Source organism: Demequina lignilytica, assembly GCF_030418305.1.
GTDB classification, from domain to species: domain Bacteria; phylum Actinomycetota; class Actinomycetes; order Actinomycetales; family Demequinaceae; genus Demequina; species Demequina lignilytica.
On sequence record NZ_JAUHPX010000002.1, the window covers coordinates 152,421 to 170,787 of the forward strand.

An 18,367-nucleotide genomic window follows, 5' to 3' on the forward strand; every position below is an offset into this window, starting at 1 on the left:
ACCCATGGCCGCCGGGCGCACTAGGCTGGCCGCGTGAGCGCGATCCCGACCCCGTACGAGGACCTGCTGCGCGACGTGCTGGCCACCGGCACGCAGAAGGGCGACCGCACCGGCACCGGCACGCTGTCGGTGTTCGGCCGCCAGCTTCGCTACGACCTCTCCGAGGGTTTCCCGCTGATCACCACCAAGCGCGTGCACGTACGGTCAGTCGTCGGCGAGCTGCTGTGGTTCCTGCGCGGCGAGACCAACGTGCGCTGGCTGCAGGAGCGCGGGATCACCATCTGGGACGAGTGGGCGGACGCGGACGGCGAGCTCGGCCCGGTCTACGGCTACCAGTGGCGCTCGTGGCCGACCCCGGACGGCCGGCACGTCGACCAGATCGCGAACGTGATCGAGTCGATCCGGTCCAACCCGGACTCGCGGCGGCACATGGTCTCGGCGTGGAACCCGGCCCTGATCGACGAGATGGCGCTGCCGCCGTGCCACGCGATGTTCCAGTTCTACGTCGCCGACGGTCGCCTGAGCTGCCAGCTGTACCAGCGCAGCGCCGATCTGTTCCTGGGCGTGCCGTTCAACATCGCGTCCTACGCGCTCCTCACGCACATGATCGCCGCGCAGACCGGGCTCGAGGTCGGCGACTTCGTGTGGACCGGCGGCGACTGCCACATCTACTCGAACCACATGGACCAGGTCGCGCTGCAGCTCAGCCGCGAGCCCTTCCCGTACCCGACGCTGCGGCTCGAACCGAAGGACTCGCTGCTCGACTACGACATCGACGACGTGATCATCGAGAACTACCAGCACCACCCGGGCATCAAGGCCCCCGTGGCGGTCTGACGATGGTCAAGGCGATCTGGGCGCAGGCACGGGACGGCGAGGGCCGCCCGGTGATCGGGCTCGGCGGGACGATGCCGTGGCACCTTCCCGAGGACCTCGCCCACTTCTCGGAGACCACGCACGGCGAGGTGGTCATCATGGGCCGTCTGACCTGGGAGTCGCTGCCCGAGCGGTTCCGCCCGCTGCCCAGCCGCACCAACATCGTCGTGTCGCATCACGAGAACACGTTCCACGGCGCCGCGAGCGCCTCCTCGCTCGAGGGTGCGCTCGACGCCGCGGAGGACCTCGACCCCGACGCGACGTGCTGGGTGATGGGCGGTGCGCGGCTGTTCGCGGAGGCCGCGGGGATCGCCGACGAGATCGTGGTGACCGAGATCGACCTGGTGACCGAGGGCGACACCTTCGCCCCGACCCTGGACCCGGACGCGTGGCGCGTGAAGGCCGCCGACTGGCAGGAGTCCCGCACTGGCCTGCGGTACCGGATCGTCCGCCACCGGCGCCGATGACCTGGCCCGTCCCCGCGCGGATCGCCACCGAGCGGCTCGTGCTCCGCCGCTACGCCCCCGCGGACGCCGAGGCTCTCGCCGCGGTCGCCGCGCGCAACCGCGAGCACCTGATCCGGTTCCTGCCGTGGGCCGCGGACGAGCCGCAGAGCGTCGCGCAGCGACGCGCGTGGATCGCCGAGGTCGACGCCGCGTTCGACGCGGGCACCGAGTTCACCATGGGCCTCTTCCTCGCCGACGGCACGCTGGTGGGAGGGACGGGCTACCACGTCCGCACCGAGCCCGAGCCGTACCTCGAGATCGGCTACTGGATCGATGCGGCGCACGAGGGGCTCGGCCTGGTCACCGAGGCGGTCGCGGCGCTGACGCTGGTCGCCCTCGAGATCTGCGGCGTGCCGACGGTCGGCATCGCTCACGCCCCCGCGAACACCCGCAGCGCCGCCGTGCCCGCGCGCCTCGGCTACGCGAGGCAGCCGGACACGGCGATCCTCACATGCAGCGACGGCGGCGCGGCCGTCGCGCCGGTCGAGTGGCGCGCGACGCCCTCCACGCTCGCCGTGGAGCCCCTCGCCTCATGGCCGCGCCCCGCGCTCACCGACGCCGATGGAGCGGCGGTCGCGTGGCCCGGATGATGCTCGACGCGACCCGCCAGCAGGCGCTGTCGGTGTCGCTCGCGACGGGCGCCTACGGGCTGAGCTTCGGAGCGCTCTCGGTGGCCGCTGGACTCGACGTCTGGCAGACCTGCGCACTGTCGCTGCTCGTGTTCTCCGGGGGCTCGCAGTTCGCGTTCGTCGGCGTGATCGGCGCCGGCGGCGGACCGTGGGCCGCGGCGGCGACCTCGACCTTCCTCGGGCTGCGCAACGGGTTCTACGGCGTCGGCCTCGCGCCCGTCATGCGACCGATCACCGGCTGGCGGCGGGCCTGGGCCGCGCAGGTGACCATCGACGAGTCGACGGCGGTCGCCCTCGCGCAGCCGGCCGACCACCGGGAGGCCCGGCGCACCGGCTTCTGGTGGACCGGCGTCGGCGTCTTCCTCGCGTGGAACGCGATCACGCTGCTGGGCGCCCTGCTCGGCAGCCGGATCGGGGACCCGGCCGACTGGGGCCTCGACGCCGCCGCCGCCGCGGCGTTCCTCGCGCTGGTGTGGCCCCGGCTCGCGCATCGTCGCGCCCAGGCCGTCGCCGCGGGAGCGGCGGTGCTCGCGCTCGCCCTCACGCCCGTCGCGCCGCCGGGCGTGCCCGTGCTCGCCGCCGCGGCGATCGCGATCCTGGCCGGCTGGGGGCACCCGCGGCTCGAGGAGGTGCCCGAGTGAGCCCCTACGCCTGGACCTGGGCGGCGATCGTCGCGGCCGGGCTGCTCGCCTGGCTGACCAAGCTCGCCGGACACGCGGTGCCCGAGTCCTGGCTCGAGGACCCGCGGGTCCACCGCATCGCCGCGTTCGTGACGGTCGCCCTGCTGTCCGCGCTGGTGGCGGTGCAGACCTTCGCGTCGGGACGCGCGCTCGCCGTCGACGCCCGGGTCGCCGCGCTCGCGGTCGCGGCGCTGCTGCTCTGGCGCCGCGCGCCGTTCATCGTGGTGGTCGCGGCGGCGGCGGCGGTCGCGGCGGGCCTGCGCGCGCTCGGCTGGGGCTGACCGGCTGCCGCGAGCCTGTTTCCATCGCGGCGCGGCGTCACTAGGCTCGGCATCATGAGCCCTGCTCCCGCTGCCGATGCATCCGTCCGCCCCGCCCGACCCGGCGATGAGGCCGCCGTCGCTCGCATCCAGGTGGACTCCTGGATCGCCGCGCTCGGCGAGCGGCTCGGGCCGCGGCGCCACAGCGCGTTCGACCTCGCCTCCGTCGAGGCCGGCTGGGCCGCCGCGATCGTGCAGCCGCCGACGCCGGGCCACCAGGTGCTCGTCGCGCTGGCCGGCGACCGGATCGTGGGCTTCGCGGCGGTGGCGCCGCCGCGCGACATCATCGCGCTCGAGGTCGCGCCCGACCAGCGCCGTCGCGGGCACGGCTCCCGGCTCCTGTCGGCCGTGGTCGACCACCTGCGCTCCCACGGCGCGGACGAGATGCGCCTCTGGGCCCTCGAGAAGGACAAGGTCCGCTCGGACTACCTGCGCTCGGTCGGATTCGCGGAGGCAGGCATGCGGCGCGAGCTCGACGGCCCCGGGATCAGCATCCCCGAGCAGCTCTGGCACGCCACGGTCTGATCAGGCGTCGGCGAGCGCGAGCGTGTAGAACCGCGAGTGCGGATCTGACCTGTAGGACCCGAAGGGCCCGCACGCGACGAACCCGTGGCGCTCGTAGAGACGGTGCGCGGGCGCGAAGAAGTCCTGGGTCCCGGTCTCGAGGCTGAGACGGGCGAGACCCCGCTCGCGCCCGAGGTCGACGATACGGGCAAGCACCGCGGCCGCCACGCCTCGCCCGCGTGCGGCGGGCGTGGTGCGCATCGACTCGATCTCGCCGTGGTCCGGGCCGAGCACCGCGAGCGCCCCCACGCCGAGGAGGGCCCCGGCGTGGTCGCGCGCGGCGAGGAAGGTGACGTGCGGGGCTCGCAGCGCGCGCACGTCGAGCGCGTGCACGGACTCGGCCGGCGAGGTCGCGTGCATGTCCGCGAGGTGCTCCGACAGCAGTGCGACGACGTCGTCGGTCGCGGGGTCCTCGACCGCGATCCGGACCTCGGGGGTGCTCACCCGGCTGACCTGCGGAAGAGCTCGGCGGCGTAGCGGTAGGAGCGCCTCGCCTGCGCCCGGTCCTCCATCACGGAGTACCCGGCGGCGAGGTGGAACCAGGCGACCCAGCTGTCGGGCTCGAGGTCGACGCCCGCGCGCGCGACCTCGTACACGTCGCGCGCGGCCTGCTCCTCGAGCCTCCCGCTCGGCGTGCGCGGGCCGTCGTGGACCGGCAGCCGCCCCTCCTGCTCGAGGCGCGCGCCCATCCGCTGGACGGCGATCACCAGCCGCCACTCCTGCCACAGGTACCAGGCCGCCACGAACGGCAGCACCAGGGACGCGACGCCGATCCCCCGCGCCAGCCACGAGTCGTCGCGGAGCAGGGCGAAGGACAGCGACGCCACCACCGAGATGTAGAGCGCGAGCAGCAGGGTCAGCGCCCCCGCGGCCAGGAACGCCGGACGCCGGAGGAGCTTCACAGGTCCATGTAGGAGTCGAGACCCACCGCGAGCCCGGGCCGGCGGACCACCTCGCGCACGCCGAGCAGCACCCCGGGCATGAAGCTCACGCGGTCGAAGCTGTCGGTGCGGATCGTGAGCTGCTCGCCCGGGTTGCCCAGCAGCACCTCCTCGTGCGCGACCAGGCCGCGCAGCCGCACCGCGTGGACGTGCACGCCGTCGATCACCGCCCCGCGCGCCCCGTCGGGGTCGTGGGTGGTCGCGTCGGGCGAGGCCGCGATGCCCGCGGCGGCGCGCGCGGCGGCGATCCCGCGGGCCGTGTGCACCGCCGTGCCTGACGGGGCGTCGACCTTGTCGGGATGGTGCAGCTCGACCACCTCGACGGACTCGAAGTACCGCGCGGCCGCCGCGGCGAACCGCATGCTCAGCACCGCGCTGAGGGCGAAGTTCGGGGCGATCAGCACGCCGAGCTCGGGACGCTCCCGCAGGTGCTCCTCCACCCGCAGCAGCGACTCCTCGGTCCAGCCCGTGGTGCCGACGACCGCGTTGATGCCGAGGTCGATCAGCGCGTGCACGTTGGCCTCGGTCGCGGTGGGAACGGTGAAGTCGACCGCGACCTGCGCGCCGGCTCGGGCCGCCTGCGCTACGTCGTCGGAGTGGTCGAGCGCCGCGACCAGCTCGAGGTCCGGCGCGGCCCCGACCGCATTCACGACGTGGGTCCCCATGCGCCCGGCGGCGCCCAGCACTGCGACGGTGATCATGCGACCACCCTACTGGCGCCCGGACGCCGGGCAGCGCGGTGCACCGCGGCCTCCATCGTCCCTACGCGCGCTCGGGGCCGACCCTCACGCTCACGCGGGCACGGGCGGCGAGGTCGGCGGCGAGGCCCTGCACCTCGGAGGCCGTGACGGCGTGCACGTCGTCGAGCATCTCGGCGATCGACCACAGGTCGCCGAAGACGAGCTCGGCCTTCCCCAGGCGCGACATGCGGCTGTACGAGTCCTCCAGCCGCAGCACCATGGACCCCGCGATCTGGCCCTTGGCGCGCTCGAGCTCCGCGTCGGTGACCCCCTCGGCCATGCGCTCGAACTCGTGCGTCATGAGCCGCACCACCTCGTCCGCCTTGCCGGGCGCGCAGGCGCCGTAGATGCCGAACACGCCCGTCTCCGCGCTGGGGGCGCCGAAGGAGTAGACCGAGTACGTCAGGCCCCGCTTCTCGCGGATCTCCTGGAACAGCCGGGAGGACATCCCGCCGCCGAGGATCGCGTTGTACACGGCGAGCACGCTCCGGCGCTCGTCCGTCGCCCGGAAGCCCGTGGTGCCCAGCAGCACGTGCGCCTGCTCGAGCTCCGAGCGGGTGATGCGGATCTCGGGCGTGACGCTCGCCTCCACCGGGGCGAACCGGTCGCGCCGGCCGGTCGGGATGCCGTCGGCGGGAAGGTCCCAGCCGCCCGCGTCGAGCGCGCGGGCGACCAGCGCGCAGACCGCGTCGTGGTCGACGCCGCCCGCGGCGGTGATGATCAATCCGCGGGGCGTGTAGTGCTGACGGTAGTGCTCCTCGACCGCGTCCCGCGTGACGGCCTCGATGATCTCGGGGGTACCGCCGATGGGGCGTCCGAGGGGATGGCCCCCGAGCACCGCCTCGGTGAAGCGCTCGTGGATGACGTCGCCCGGGTCGTCCTCGTTCATGGCGAGCTCCTCGAGGATGACCCCGCGCTCCATGTCGAAGTCGGCCTGGTCGAGCCGCGCGCTCGTGACCATGTCGAGCACCACGTCGATCGCCATCGGCAGGTCGGTGTCGATCACCCGCGCGTAGTAGCAGGTGTACTCCTTGCCGGTCAGGGCGTTGGACTCGCCCCCGACCCGGTCGAACTCCTCGGCGATGTCGAGCGCGCTCCGGCGCGCGGTGCCCTTGAACAGCAGGTGCTCGAGGAAGTGGGTCGAGCCGCCGTGCTCGGGGGCCTCGTCCCGCGAGCCGACGCCCACCCACGCGCCGAGCGTGGCCGACCGCATGCCCGGGATCTGCTCGGTGAGGACGCGCACGCCGCCGGGCAGGATCGTGCGACGGATCACCGCCCCGTGATCCTGCTCGATCGCGATGTCGGAGCCGATGGCGCCGGAGTGGACCAGGGGAAGCATGTGCGGCATGGGGGTGAGCCTAGCCGCGGCGCGGCCCCGCCCGGGCACCGGGGACGATGCGCGCGCCGGGCGACCGTCGCATCGTCGCCCGGACGCGCCGGAGGGGCGGCCCCGCTGCGCGGGACCGCCCCTCCGGACGTCAGGACTGCGAAGGCCTACGCCTCGACGGTCTCCTCGGCGGCCGCCTCCTCGACCACGCCGAGCGAGAGCTTGCCGCGCGGGTCGACCTCGGTGATCTCCACCTGGATCTTCTGACCCACGCCGAGCACGTCCTCCACGTTCTCGACACGCTTGCCGCCCACGAGCTTGCGGATCTGCGAGATGTGCAGCAGACCGTCCTTGCCCGGGGTGAGCGAGATGAAGGCACCGAACGCGACGGTCTTCACCACGGTGCCGACGAAGCGCTCGCCGACCTCGGGCACGTGCGGGTTGGCGATCGCGTTGATCGCCGCGCGCGCGGCCTCGGCCGACGGGCCGTCGGTGGCGCCGATGTAGACGGTGCCGTCGTCCTCAATGGAGATGTCCGCACCCGTGTCGTCCTGGATCTGGTTGATCATCTTGCCCTTGGGGCCGATGACCTCGCCGATCTTGTCGACGGGGATGCGCACCGCGATCACGCGCGGGGCGTGCGGGCTCATCTCGTCGGGCTCGGAGATGGCCTGCGCCATCACGCCGAGGATGTGGACGCGGGCGTCGTACGCCTGCTGCAGCGCGCCGGCCAGCACCGAGGCGGGGATGCCGTCGAGCTTGGTGTCGAGCTGGATCGCGGTGACGAACTCGGAGGTGCCGGCGACCTTGAAGTCCATGTCGCCGAACGCGTCCTCGGCGCCCAGGATGTCGGTGAGCGCCGCGTAGCGGGTCTCACCGTCGACCGTGTCGGACACGAGGCCCATCGCGATGCCCGCGACGGGGGCCTTCAGCGGCACGCCGGCGTTGAGCATGGCCAGCGTCGAGGCGCAGACCGAGCCCATCGAGGTCGAGCCGTTCGAGCCGAGCGCCTCGGACACCTCGCGGATCGCGTAGGGGAAGTCCTCGCGCGACGGGAGCACCGGCACCAGGGCACGCTCGGCGAGCGCGCCGTGGCCGATCTCGCGACGCTTCGGGGAGCCCACGCGACCGGTCTCGCCCGTGGAGAAGGGCGGGAAGTTGTAGTGGTGCATGTAGCGCTTGTGCGTCTCGGGCGAGAACGAGTCGATCTGCTGCTCCATCTTGAGCATGTTCAGCGTGGTGATGCCCATGATCTGGGTCTCGCCACGCTCGAAGATCGCGGAGCCGTGCACGCGGGGCACCACGGCGACCTCGGCCGACAGCGGACGGATGTCCTTGAGGCCACGGCCGTCGATGCGGACGCCGTCCTTGAGGATGCGCTGACGGATGGTCTTCTTGGTGACCGAGCGGACGACCGCGGAGATCTCCTTCTCCCGGCCCTCGAACTGACCGTCGAACTGCGCGTGCGCGCCGTCCTTGATCTCGTCGAGGCGCGACTCGCGGGTCTGCTTGTCGGCGATGGTGAGCGCCTCGGCGAGGTCGCCCTCGATCGCAGGCGCGACCACCGAGTACAGGTCGTCCTGGTAGTCGAGGAAGCGCGGGAACTCCGCGGTCTCCTTGGCGGCCTTCGCGGCGACCTCGGCCTGCGCCTCGCACAGGGCGCGGATGAACGGCTTCGCAGCCTCGAGGCCCTCGGCCACGACGGCCTCGGTCGGCGCCTGGGCGCCCTCGGAGACCAGCTCGAAGGCGGTCTCGGTGGCCTCGGCCTCGACCATCATGATGGCGACGTCGTCACCGACGACGCGGCCGGCCACGACCATGTTGAAGACCGCGTTGTCCATCTCCGACCAGCGCGGGAAGCAGACCCACTGGCCCTCGATGAGCGCGATGCGCACGCCGCCGATGGGGCCCGAGAAGGGCAGGCCGGCGAGCTGGGTGGACATGGACGCCGCGTTGATCGCGACGACGTCGTACTGGTCGTCCGGGTGGATCGCGAGGACGTCGACGACGACCTGGATCTCGTTGCGCAGGCCCGACACGAAGGACGGGCGCAGCGGACGGTCGATCAGACGGCAGGTGAGGATCGCGTCCGTGGTGGGACGGCCCTCGCGACGGAAGAACGAGCCGGGGATCTTGCCCGCGGCGTACTGGCGCTCCTCGACGTCGACGGTCAGGGGGAAGAAGTCGAAGCCGTCACGCGGCGCCTTGGAGGCGGTGGTGGCGGACAGCAGCATGGTCTCGCCGTCGAGGTAGGCGACGGCGGAGCCGGCGGCCTGCTTGGCGAGACGACCCGTCTCGAACCGGACGGTGCGGGTGCCGAAGCGACCGTTGTCGATCGTGGCCTCGGCGAACTGGATCTCGGGACCCTCCATAGGGGTGAGTGCTCCTTGCCTAGGAGGCAGGCAGGCGGATATGGCTCACGCCACGTCACTGATCGTCAGTCGAAATGCTCAGAACGACGCCCGCTCGCGGGGGGTTCTGCCCATCACCACCGAGGATCAGCATCCGGCTGGCCTGCCAGGTTGTGTTGGCTGGCTCGAACTTCCGAGCCGCGTCAATGGTATCAGTCACACGCCTGAAACACGCGAGTCGGACACGCGGACGGCCCAGGGACGATGCCCGCGCCTCCCCCGGACATGCGAAAGCCCGGCCGCTGCGACCTTCACGGGGAAGGGCGCGGCCGGGCTGACGCGTGAGCGGGCTGCGCGCTTAGCGGCGCAGGCCCAGACGGGCGATCAGGGCGCGGTAGCGCTCCACGTCGACGCGCTGGAGGTAGTTGAGGAGGTTGCGACGGCGACCCACGAGGAGCAGCAGGCCACGACGCGAGTGGTGGTCGTGCTTGTGCTCCTTGAGGTGCTCGGTCAGGTCCTTGATGCGCTGCGTGAGCACCGCGACCTGGACCTCGGGAGAACCGGTGTCGCCCTCGCGGGTCGCGTACTCGGCCATGATGGACTGCTTCACTGCTGCGTCGAGCGCCACTGTGATCTCTCTTTCACTCGTTGCGCGGCGCACCCGGGCCTGTTCACCGGGGCACTGTTAACCGCGGCCGTTCTGACGGCGAAGATCAATGGTACAGGACGTTGCGGGGATCGGGCGACCTCGGGAGGCATGGCCCGCGCGCGGCGGCCCGCGAACGCTACCAGGAGTCCCCGGTACGGCTGTTCGCCTGCATGCCCGCGCGGGTCGGGTCGCTCAGCACCGCGCGCCTGCGGCGCTCCTCCTCGTCGTCGCCCGGCCGTCGCTGCGGGATGGGCTGGGAGCTGACAGGCCGTCCCGCCCCGAACAACGGGTCGCCCGCGTGGGCTCCCTCCTCGCGCGCCGGGCCGCCGATGCCGGACTGCGGGATCGGCCCGGTGGGCCCGATCTCCGGCGGCGTCAGCCCACGGCCTGCCCCGCCCTCGCGCAGGCGACGCTCGATGTAGGTCGCGAGCCGCGACACGGCCATGTTGATCAGGATGTAGATGGTCGCGCCCACGAGGAACAGCGGCAACGTGTAGTCGACGCCGAAGTAGTCGCGGTTGAGCTTGATGGTCCGCAGCAGCTCGGGGTACGCGACGATGAAGCCGAGCGAGGTGTCCTTGAGCAGCACGACCAGCTGGCTCACCAGCGCGGGCAGCATGATCCGCACCGCCTGCGGGAGCTCGATCAGGAGCGTCGTGCGCATGGTCGACAGGCCGATGCTGAGCCCTGCCTCGCGCTGGCCCTTGGGCAGCGCGGCGAGACCGGCGCGCAGGATCTCGGCGACCACCGCCGCGTTGTAGACCACCAGCCCGAAGACCACGGACCACAGCACGTCCCAGCCGAACACGAGCTTCGCGAGGAACATCAGCAGCAGCACGGGGAGGCCGCGCGCGAGCTCCGTCACCACGGCGGAGGAGCCCGACAGCACGCGGCGGGCCGAGCCGCGCCGCACGATAGCGATCGCGCCGCCCAGGATGAGGGCGACGGGCGCGGCGAGGGCCGCGGCCTTGAGCGTGTTCCCCAGACCCTTCGCGAGCGACAGCCAGACGTCGCCGGCGGTCTGACCCTTCGGCGGGTCCCACAGGATGGCCCAGCGGTCGTCGAAGATCCCGCGCTGGTACCAGGACCACAGGATCCACGCGCCGATCGCGACGAACGCGAGCGAGAAGACGAGGTTGAGCGTCCGGTCGAGCCGCTTCGCGCGGGGGCCGGGGGCGTCGTAGAGGACCGATCCGCTCATCGTGCGAACGCCACCTTCCGCTCGATCTGCCCGGCCAGGAGGCCGAGCGGGATGGTGATCACCAGGTACATGAGGCCGATCCCGAAGAAGATGAACAGCCCGTCGGCGGGGTGCGTGTTGGTGAGGCGCTGCTGGATCGCGACCAGCTCGGTGAACGCGAAGCCGGCGGCGACCGACGTGTTCTTGGTGAGCGCGATCAGCACCGAGATCAGCGGCGGGATCGCGGTGCGCCACGCCTGGGGCAGCACCACCTGGGACAGCGTCTGGCCGAAGGTCAGGCCGATGCTGCGGGCGGCCTCCGCCTGCCCGATCCCGACGGAGTTCACGCCGGAGCGCAACGCCTCGCAGACGAAGGAGCTGGTGTACAGGCTCAGCGAGACCACCGCGGGCCAGAAGCCCAGCTCGGGGAACAGCAGCCCGAACGTCGGGGCGACGAAGACCCAGAAGAAGAACATGAGCGTCAGCGGGGTGTTGCGGACGATCTCGACGTACGCGGTGCCGAAGCTCCGCAGCGGGCCGACGGGCGACACGCGCATGGTCGCGAGCAGGGTGCCGAGCACGAGCGACAGCGCCCCCGCCACCGCCGTCAGCGACAGCGTCGCGAGGAAGGCCCCCCAGATGAGGCCGAACTCCTCGATGAACGTCTGCATGCTCTCCTCCGGACGGGCCGTGCGGCCCCTCGGACGAGGGGCCGCACGGCGTGGTCGCTAGTTCTCGTACCGGTCGACGGTCGGGACATCCGGGTCGGGCAGCACGGTGCCCGCGGTGGCCTGCCACGCCTCGAGCCAGCTGCCGTCCTCGAAGATCTCCTCGAGCACGTCGTTGATCCACATCCGGAACTCGGTGTCGTCGAGCGCGAGACCGATGCCGTAGGGCTCCTCGGTGAACGGCTCGCCGACCACCTTGAACTCACCGTCCGACTCGGCCACGTAGCCCGCGAGGATCACGTTGTCCGTCGTCACCACGTCGACCTGACCGTTGCTGAGCGGCTCCAGGCAGTCCGTGTACGCGCCGAACAGCGAGAGGTTCGCGTCCGGGTAGTTGTCCGCGATGTTCTGCGCGGGGGTCGAGCCCTCGACGGAGCAGACGTTCTTGCCCGCGAGGTCGTCGGGACCGTTGATGTCGTCCGTGGTGGACAGCGTCATCAGCGCCTGGCCGGCGTTGTAGTACGGACCCGCGAAGCTCACGAGCTCCTTGCGCGCGTCGTTGATCGTGTACGTCGCGATGACGATGTCGACGGTGCCGTCCTGGATGAACGGCTCGCGGTTCGCGGACACGGTCTCGACCCACTCGATCGAGCCTTCGTCGATGCCGAGCTTGCCCGCGATGATCTTGCCGATCTCCACGTCGAAGCCCTCGGGGTCGCCGCTCGGCGCGAGCAGCCCGAACAGCGGCTGGTCGAACTTGGTGCCGATCGTGATCGAGCCCGCCTCCGAGAGGGCGGCCATGGTCGACCCCTCGGCGAACTCCATCATCGAGCCGTCATCGCCCGAGGCCTCCGCATCCGAGTCGTCCCCCGACGAGCACGCCGCGAGGGTGAGCCCCGCCACGATCGCCGCTGCGGCCCAGGCCGCCTTCTTCCGCATCATCTCTGCCTCCTCCATCCGGGCGCCCCGCGGTCGCGGAGCGCCAAGCCGTTGCTCTCAGTGCGTCAGGATCTTCGACAGGAAGTCCTTGGCACGCTCCGACGTCGGCGACGTGAAGAACGTCTCCGGGTCGGACTCCTCGTGGATCCGTCCATCCGCCATGAACACCACGCGGTTCGCCGCCTTGCGCGCGAAGCCCATCTCGTGGGTGACCACGATCATGGTCATCCCTTCGTGCGCGAGGGAGGTCATCACGTCGAGGACCTCGTTGATCATCTCCGGGTCGAGCGCGCTGGTGGGCTCGTCGAACAGCATCACCTTGGGCTTCATGGCCAGGGAGCGGGCGATCGCGACGCGCTGCTGCTGGCCGCCCGAGAGCTGAGCCGGGTACTTCTGGGCCTGGTTGGCGACGCCGACGCGCTCGAGCAGCGCCATGGCCTGCGCGTCGGCCTCCTTCTTCGCCACCTTCTTGACCTTGATGGGCCCGAGCGTGACGTTCTCGAGGATCGTCTTGTGCGCGAACAGGTTGAACGATTGGAAGACCATCCCGACGTCGGCGCGGAGGCCGGCGAGCGCCTTCCCCTCTTGCGGCAGCGGCTGGCCGTCGATGGTGATCGACCCGCTGTCGATGGTCTCGAGGCGGTTGATGGCGCGGCACAGCGTGGACTTGCCCGAGCCGGACGGCCCGATCACGACGATCACCTCGCCGCGGGCCACGGACAGGTCGATGTCCTGAAGCACGTGCAGCTCGCCGAAGTGCTTGTTGACCTTGTCGACCACCACGAGGGCATCGGTTGCGGTTGGCATCTCTCCACCCTAGGCCCGCAGGTCCGGGTCCGCCCGAGATGTGACACAAAAGCGACCGAAACTTAACTGCCTGGTAACACGCCCCGGCCGTGCGTCACGGGCGGATCTCGAGCGCCTCCCGGCACCAGTCGACGTCCTCCTCGAGGCCCACCACCAGCGCCTCGACGGAACCGAAGTCGAGCATCGGGCGCCGCCACTCGACCAGGTCGAGGGCGACCTCGGCGCCGTACAGGTCGAGCCCCTCGGCGTCGATCACGTAGGCCTCGATGCGCAGGTCGGTGCCCCCGACGGTGTAGTTCATCCCGAGGCTCACGGCGGCGGGCAGGCGCTCCTGCGCGATCGCCGCGGCGCGAGCGTTGTCCCCGGGATCGATCACCGTGAGCCAGGCCGCGTAGACGCCGTGGCGCGGGATCATCCCTGCGGTGTGGTCGAGGTTCGCGGTCGGGAACCCGATGGTCCGGCCGAGCTTGTCGCCGTGGATCACCACGCCGCGCACCCGGTGCTCCCGGCCCAGCACGTCGGCGGCGCCGCGCAGGTCGCCCTCCTCGACGAGCTCGCGCACCCAGGTCGACGACCAGCGCCGCCCGGACTCGGACACCGCGCACGCGTCGTCGATGATGTCGACGTCGAAGCCCAGCCGGTCGCCCAGCTCCCGCATCGTCTCGACGTCGCCGGCGTTGCCGCGCCCGAAGCGGGTGTCGCGCCCGACCACGACGCACGAGGCGCGCATGCCGCGCACGAGGTAGTCGCGCACGAACTCCTCAGGCGTCTGGCGGGCGAAGTCCAGCGTGTAGCGCACGACGAGCACGCCGTCGAGCCCGATCGCCGCCAGCCGCTCCAACCGGTCGTCGATCCCGGTGAGGAGCTCCGGCGGGTGCGCCGGGTCGTGCACGGCCTTCGGATGCGGGTCGAAGGTCATCGCCAGCGCGACCTGGCCGCGCGCCCGGGCGTCGGCGACCATGGCCCCGAGCACCGCCTGGTGGCCGCGGTGGACGCCGTCGAAGTTGCCGAGCGTGACCACGGCGGGGCCCAGGTCGGGGATCTCCGCGAGCGAGCGCCAGACGTGCATGCGCGTCATTCTGCCGCAGCCGGCGGGGCCGACGGTCCAGGTGCGGACGATGCGGAGGCGACCTCGAAGACCACCGCGGGCTTCGCGCGGCCTGCCTTGGGCTCCACGATCGCGACCGCGCGCGGCCCGGGCGCGATGGCCACCGCGGTGCCGTCGAGGCCGGGAGCGTCGATCCACTGGCCGAAGCCGAGCGCGGTCGCGTCGCGATCCGACACCTCCAGCACCGGCAGCGTCGCGGAGGCGGCGTCGGCGAGCGGGATGCGCGGCATGGTCTCGCCCCCCTCGACCACCGCGCCCAGGTCCTCGAGCGTGCGCGCCATGGCGAGGTCGATGCCGCCCACCCGCGTCCGGCGCAGCGCGGTCAGATGCCCTCCGACGCCGAGCGCGGCGCCCAGGTCGCGGGCGAGCGCCCGCACGTACGTGCCCGACGAGACGTCGACCGTCACGTCGACGTCGACGACCGGGCCCGACCGGCGCACCGCGCGCACGTCGAAGCGCGAGACGGTGACGGGTCGCGGCGGCAGCTCGACGTCCTCTCCCCCGCGCACCCGCGCGTAGGAGCGCCTGCCGTCGACCTTGATCGCGGAGACCGCGGACGGCCGCTGCTGGATGTCGCCGGTGAGGTCGGCCACGGCCGCCCGCAGCGCCTCGTCCGTCACCGCGGAGGCGTCGGCCTCGGAGGTGACGTCACCCTCCGCATCGTCCGTCACCGTGGACTGGCCGAGGCGGATGGTCGCGTCGTAGGACTTGTCATGCCCGACCACGTAGGTGAGCAGCTTGGTCGCGCGTCCGATGCCGAGCACCAGCACGCCCGTCGCCATCGGATCGAGCGTGCCGGCGTGGCCCACCTTGGAGGTGGACGCCAGCCGGCGGACCCGCGCGACGACGTCGTGCGAGGTCCAGCCGGCCGGCTTGTCGACCACGACCAGGCCGGGGACGGGCTCGGGCCCGCCGCGGCGGCCCATGCCCTAGCTCTCGTCCTCGTCCGGGTGCTTGTACGGGTCCGCCTCGCCGGCGAACTGCGCGTTCTCGCGCAGCCGCTTGAGCTCCTCGTCCCGCTGGTGCGCCTCGTGCAGCGCGCGGTCGAGCGAGGCGGCCGTCTCGGGGACCGCGTCGAGGTGGAAGGACAGCGTCGGGGTCAGACGGATGCCCAGCCCGGAGCCGACGATCGACCGCAGCCGGCCCGTGGCCTTGGCCAGGGCCTTCGCCGCGTCCTCACGCTCGGTCTCGCCGCCCATGACGGTGTAGAACACCGACGCCTGCTGGAGGTCGCCCGTCACCCGCACATCGGTGATGGTGACGAACGCCAGCCGGGGGTCCTTGATCTCGGTCTGAAGCGCGCGGGCGACGATCTTCTTGATCGTGCCCGCGAGCTTCAGCGCGCGTGCCTTGTCAGCCATCAGTCCCTCGGGATCTCGACCATCTCGAACGTCTCGATGATGTCACCGACCTGGATGTCGTTGAACTTGCCGAGGCCGATACCGCACTCGAAGCCGTCCTTGACCTCCGTGACGTCGTCCTTGAAGCGACGCAGGGTGTCGATGGTCGGCTCGCCGATGACCACGCCGTTGCGCACGACCTTGGCCTTGGCGTTGCGGGTGATCTTGCCGGTGCGGACCAGGCAGCCGGCGATGTTGCCGAACTTGGAGGAGCGGAAGATCTCCATGATCTCCGCGCCGCCGACCTGGCGCTCCTCGAACTCGGGCTTGAGCATGCCCTTGAGCGAGGCCTCGACGTCCTCGAGCGCGCGGTAGATGACCGAGTAGAAGCGCATGTCCACGCCCTCGCGGTCCGCGAGGTCCTGGACGCGCTCCGCCGGACGCACGTTGAAGCCGAGGATGATCGCGTTGTCGACCGTCGCGAGGTTGACGTCGTTCTGCGTCACCGCACCGACACCGCGGTGGATGATGCGCAGGTCGACCTCGTCGCCCACGTCGATCTGGAGCAGCGCGTCCTCGAGCGCCTCGACGGCACCGGAGACGTCACCCTTGATGATGAGGTTGAGGGTCTCGACCTTGCCCTCCTCGAGGGCCTTGTTGAAGTCCTCGAGGGAGATGCGCTTGCGGCGCTTGGCGAGCTGAGCGGCACGCTCGGCGGCCTCGCGCTTCTCGGCGATCTGACGGGCGGTGCGGTCGTCGTCGGCCACCAGGAAGGTGTCGCCGGCGCGGGGCACCGAGGTGAGACCGATGACCAGCACCGGGCGGCCCGGCGTGGCGACGTCGACCGGGTTGTCGTGCTCGTCGAACATCGCACGCACGCGGCCGTGGGCCGTGCCCGCGACGATCGCGTCGCCGACGCGGAGCGTTCCGGAGTTGACCAGGACGGTCGCGACGGCACCGCGGCCCTTGTCGAGGTGGGCCTCGACGGCCACACCGCGGGCGTCCTTGTTCGGGTTCGCCCGCAGGTCGAGGCCGGCATCCGCGGTGAGCAGCACGGCCTCGAGCAGATCGTCGATGCCCTTGCCCTGGAGCGCGGACACGTCGACGAACATGGTGTCGCCGCCGTACTCCTCGGCCACCAGGTTGTACTCGGTGAGCTGCTGGCGGATCTTGGCGGGGTTGGCCCCCTCCTTGTCCACCTTGTTGACCGCGACCACGATCGGCACGTTCGCCGCCTGGGCGTGGTTCAGCGCCTCGATCGTCTGGGGCATCACGCCGTCGTCCGCCGCGACCACCAGGATCGCGATGTCCGTGACCTTCGCACCGCGGGCACGCATGGCGGTGAACGCCTCGTGACCCGGGGTGTCGATGAAGGTGATGGCACGGTCGACGTCCTCGTGCGTGGTGTGCACCTGGTACGCGCCGATGTGCTGGGTGATGCCGCCGGCCTCGCCGGAGATGACGTCCGCCTTGCGGATCGAGTCCAGCAGACGGGTCTTTCCGTGGTCGACGTGACCCATGACGGTGACGATCGGGGCACGCGGCTCCAGGTCCTCGTCGGTCTCCGCCTCGAGCTCGGCGTCCAGGTCGAGGCCGAAGTCCTCGAGGAGCTCCTTGTCCTCGTCCTCCGGCGACACGATCTGGATGACGTAGCCGAGCTCGCTGCCGAGGGCCTCGAAGGTGTCCTCGTCGAGCGACTGCGTCGCGGTGGCCATCTCGCCCAGGTGGAACAGGACGGTCACGAGCGACGCGGGGTTGACGTCGATCTTCTCAGCGAAGTCCGTCAGGGTCGCGCCGCGACGCAGGCGGATCGGGGTCGAGCCGTCGCCGCGAGGGATCTGCACGCCGCCGATCGACGGCGCCGCCTGCTGCTCGTACTCGGCCCGCTTCGCCCGCTTCGACTTCCGGCCGCGCGCGGGCTTGCCGCCCGCACGACCGAAAGCGCCGGCGGTGCCGCCGCCGCGGCCACGGCCGCCGGGGGCCGGACGGCCGCCGGGGCCGCCGAAGCCGCCGGGACGGCCCGGAGCGCCACCGGGACCGCCGCCCGGGGCACCGCCCGCGGGACGGGGGCCGAAGCCGCGACCAGGGGTGCCCGCGGGGGCGCCGCCGGGACGGCCGGGTGCGCCGCCGGGACCGCCGGGACGTCCGCCGCCGGCGCCGCCGGGACGGGGGCCCTGCGGACGGGGCGACTGGAACGGGTTGTTGCCGCCCGGACGGGGGCGGGGACGCGGACCTGCGTTGCGGTCCGAGAACGGGTTGTTGCCGGCCGGGCGCGGACGCGGGCGCGGCATGTCGCTCGGCGTCGGGGCCGCCGGGCGAGGTCCGGGGGTGGGCGCGCCGGGCTTGCGTGCCGGGGCGGCATCGGACGATGCGGGGGCCTGGGCCGCGGGCTTCGCCGCGGCAGGCTTCGGGCCGGGTCCGGCGGGCTTGCGCGCGGGCTCCGGGGCCTCGACCTGCTCGGCGGCGGGCGCCGCCTTGGGGCCGGGCTTGGGTGCGCCGGGCTTGGCGGCCGGCGCGGCAGCGGGCTTCGGCGCGGGCGCGGCCGCCTTGGCGGCGGGCTTCGCGGCGGACGCGGGGAAGGCGTCGCGCGCCTTGCGCACGACCGGCGCCTCCAGGGTGGAGGACGGACCCTTGACGTACTCGCCGAGCTCGTTCAGCTTGGCGATGAGGTCCTTGCTCGAGACTCCGAGCTCCTTCGCGATCTCATGAACGCGGGGCTTTGCCACAATTCTCCTGTCTTGA

At 72.0% G+C, this 18,367-nt stretch carries 20 protein-coding genes; 6 read left to right on the forward strand and 14 right to left on the reverse strand.

Features of this window, described 5'->3' with window-relative positions:
• Window positions 1–33: 33 nt before the first annotated feature.
• The 6 genes from QQX10_RS04015 to QQX10_RS04040 are packed head-to-tail and all read left to right on the forward strand — an operon-like array spanning window position 34 to window position 3,536.
• Window positions 34–837 (forward strand): thymidylate synthase, encoded by an 804-nt coding sequence (locus QQX10_RS04015; RefSeq protein ID WP_301118399.1) that lies wholly within the window; start codon window positions 34–36, stop codon window positions 835–837.
• A 2-nt stretch (window positions 838–839) separates the two neighbouring features.
• Entirely contained in the window at window positions 840–1,343 is a 504-nt protein-coding gene (locus tag QQX10_RS04020; RefSeq protein ID WP_301118400.1) for a dihydrofolate reductase, read from the forward strand.
• The gene (locus tag QQX10_RS04025; RefSeq protein WP_301118401.1) at window positions 1,340–1,972 is read left to right on the forward strand and encodes a GNAT family N-acetyltransferase; all 633 of its coding nucleotides are present in this window, start codon (window positions 1,340–1,342) and stop codon (window positions 1,970–1,972) included. The genes QQX10_RS04020 and QQX10_RS04025 overlap by 4 nt, the downstream gene beginning before the upstream one ends.
• A complete protein-coding gene (locus QQX10_RS04030) occupies window positions 1,969–2,652 on the forward strand; it encodes an AzlC family ABC transporter permease (protein WP_301118402.1) in 684 nt (227 codons plus the stop codon). The genes QQX10_RS04025 and QQX10_RS04030 overlap by 4 nt, the downstream gene beginning before the upstream one ends.
• Window positions 2,649–2,972: an AzlD domain-containing protein gene (locus QQX10_RS04035; protein WP_436968574.1), complete on the forward strand. Its 324-nt coding sequence runs from the start codon at window positions 2,649–2,651 to the stop codon at window positions 2,970–2,972. The genes QQX10_RS04030 and QQX10_RS04035 overlap by 4 nt, the downstream gene beginning before the upstream one ends.
• Before the next feature lie 54 nt (window positions 2,973–3,026).
• Entirely contained in the window at window positions 3,027–3,536 is a 510-nt protein-coding gene (locus QQX10_RS04040) for a GNAT family N-acetyltransferase (protein WP_301118403.1), read from the forward strand.
• Here QQX10_RS04040 and QQX10_RS04045 read toward each other — a convergent pair whose 3' ends face one another.
• The 14 genes from QQX10_RS04045 to infB all read right to left on the reverse strand — a co-directional run bounded on the left by QQX10_RS04045 (window position 3,537) and on the right by infB (window position 18,351).
• Complete coding sequence (locus QQX10_RS04045) at window positions 3,537–4,019, reverse strand: GNAT family N-acetyltransferase (protein WP_301118404.1); 483 nt, start codon at window positions 4,017–4,019, stop codon at window positions 3,537–3,539.
• Window positions 4,016–4,477: a hypothetical protein gene (locus QQX10_RS04050; protein WP_301118405.1), complete on the reverse strand. Its 462-nt coding sequence runs from the start codon at window positions 4,475–4,477 to the stop codon at window positions 4,016–4,018. The genes QQX10_RS04045 and QQX10_RS04050 overlap by 4 nt, the downstream gene beginning before the upstream one ends.
• Entirely contained in the window at window positions 4,474–5,217 is a 744-nt protein-coding gene (gene dapB, locus QQX10_RS04055; RefSeq protein WP_301118406.1) for a 4-hydroxy-tetrahydrodipicolinate reductase, read from the reverse strand. Before dapB ends, QQX10_RS04050 begins: the two co-directional genes overlap by 4 nt.
• 61 nt (window positions 5,218–5,278) lie before the next feature.
• Window positions 5,279–6,604 carry a M16 family metallopeptidase gene (locus QQX10_RS04060; RefSeq protein ID WP_301118407.1) on the reverse strand — a complete coding sequence of 442 codons (1,326 nt, stop codon included), beginning with the start codon at window positions 6,602–6,604 and terminating at the stop codon, window positions 5,279–5,281.
• Window positions 6,605–6,750: 146 nt separating this feature from the next.
• Window positions 6,751–8,955, reverse strand: a complete 2,205-nt coding sequence (locus QQX10_RS04065) for a polyribonucleotide nucleotidyltransferase (protein ID WP_301118408.1) — start codon at window positions 8,953–8,955, stop codon at window positions 6,751–6,753.
• 337 nt (window positions 8,956–9,292) lie between these two features.
• A complete protein-coding gene (rpsO, locus tag QQX10_RS04070; RefSeq protein WP_062301281.1) occupies window positions 9,293–9,562 on the reverse strand; it encodes a 30S ribosomal protein S15 in 270 nt (89 codons plus the stop codon).
• 157 nt (window positions 9,563–9,719) lie between these two features.
• Window positions 9,720–10,784: an amino acid ABC transporter permease gene (locus QQX10_RS04075; protein WP_301118409.1), complete on the reverse strand. Its 1,065-nt coding sequence runs from the start codon at window positions 10,782–10,784 to the stop codon at window positions 9,720–9,722.
• Window positions 10,781–11,434, reverse strand: a complete 654-nt coding sequence (locus tag QQX10_RS04080; RefSeq protein ID WP_301118410.1) for an amino acid ABC transporter permease — start codon at window positions 11,432–11,434, stop codon at window positions 10,781–10,783. Before QQX10_RS04080 ends, QQX10_RS04075 begins: the two co-directional genes overlap by 4 nt.
• A gap of 57 nt (window positions 11,435–11,491) precedes the next feature.
• Complete coding sequence (locus tag QQX10_RS04085; RefSeq protein ID WP_301118411.1) at window positions 11,492–12,373, reverse strand: glutamate ABC transporter substrate-binding protein; 882 nt, start codon at window positions 12,371–12,373, stop codon at window positions 11,492–11,494.
• 54 nt (window positions 12,374–12,427) lie between these two features.
• Window positions 12,428–13,177, reverse strand: a complete 750-nt coding sequence (locus QQX10_RS04090; protein ID WP_301118412.1) for an amino acid ABC transporter ATP-binding protein — start codon at window positions 13,175–13,177, stop codon at window positions 12,428–12,430.
• A gap of 94 nt (window positions 13,178–13,271) precedes the next feature.
• Entirely contained in the window at window positions 13,272–14,246 is a 975-nt protein-coding gene (locus tag QQX10_RS04095; RefSeq protein WP_301118413.1) for a bifunctional riboflavin kinase/FAD synthetase, read from the reverse strand.
• A gap of 5 nt (window positions 14,247–14,251) precedes the next feature.
• Window positions 14,252–15,211, reverse strand: coding sequence for a tRNA pseudouridine(55) synthase TruB (gene truB / locus QQX10_RS04100; RefSeq protein ID WP_301118414.1), 960 nt, complete (start codon window positions 15,209–15,211; stop codon window positions 14,252–14,254).
• A 3-nt stretch (window positions 15,212–15,214) separates the two neighbouring features.
• Window positions 15,215–15,646: a 30S ribosome-binding factor RbfA gene (rbfA, locus tag QQX10_RS04105; protein ID WP_301118415.1), complete on the reverse strand. Its 432-nt coding sequence runs from the start codon at window positions 15,644–15,646 to the stop codon at window positions 15,215–15,217.
• On the reverse strand, window positions 15,646–18,351 hold the full coding sequence (gene infB / locus QQX10_RS04110) for a translation initiation factor IF-2 (RefSeq protein ID WP_301118416.1): 2,706 nt from the start codon (window positions 18,349–18,351) through the stop codon (window positions 15,646–15,648). Before infB ends, rbfA begins: the two co-directional genes overlap by 1 nt.
• Window positions 18,352–18,367: the final 16 nt, after the last annotated feature.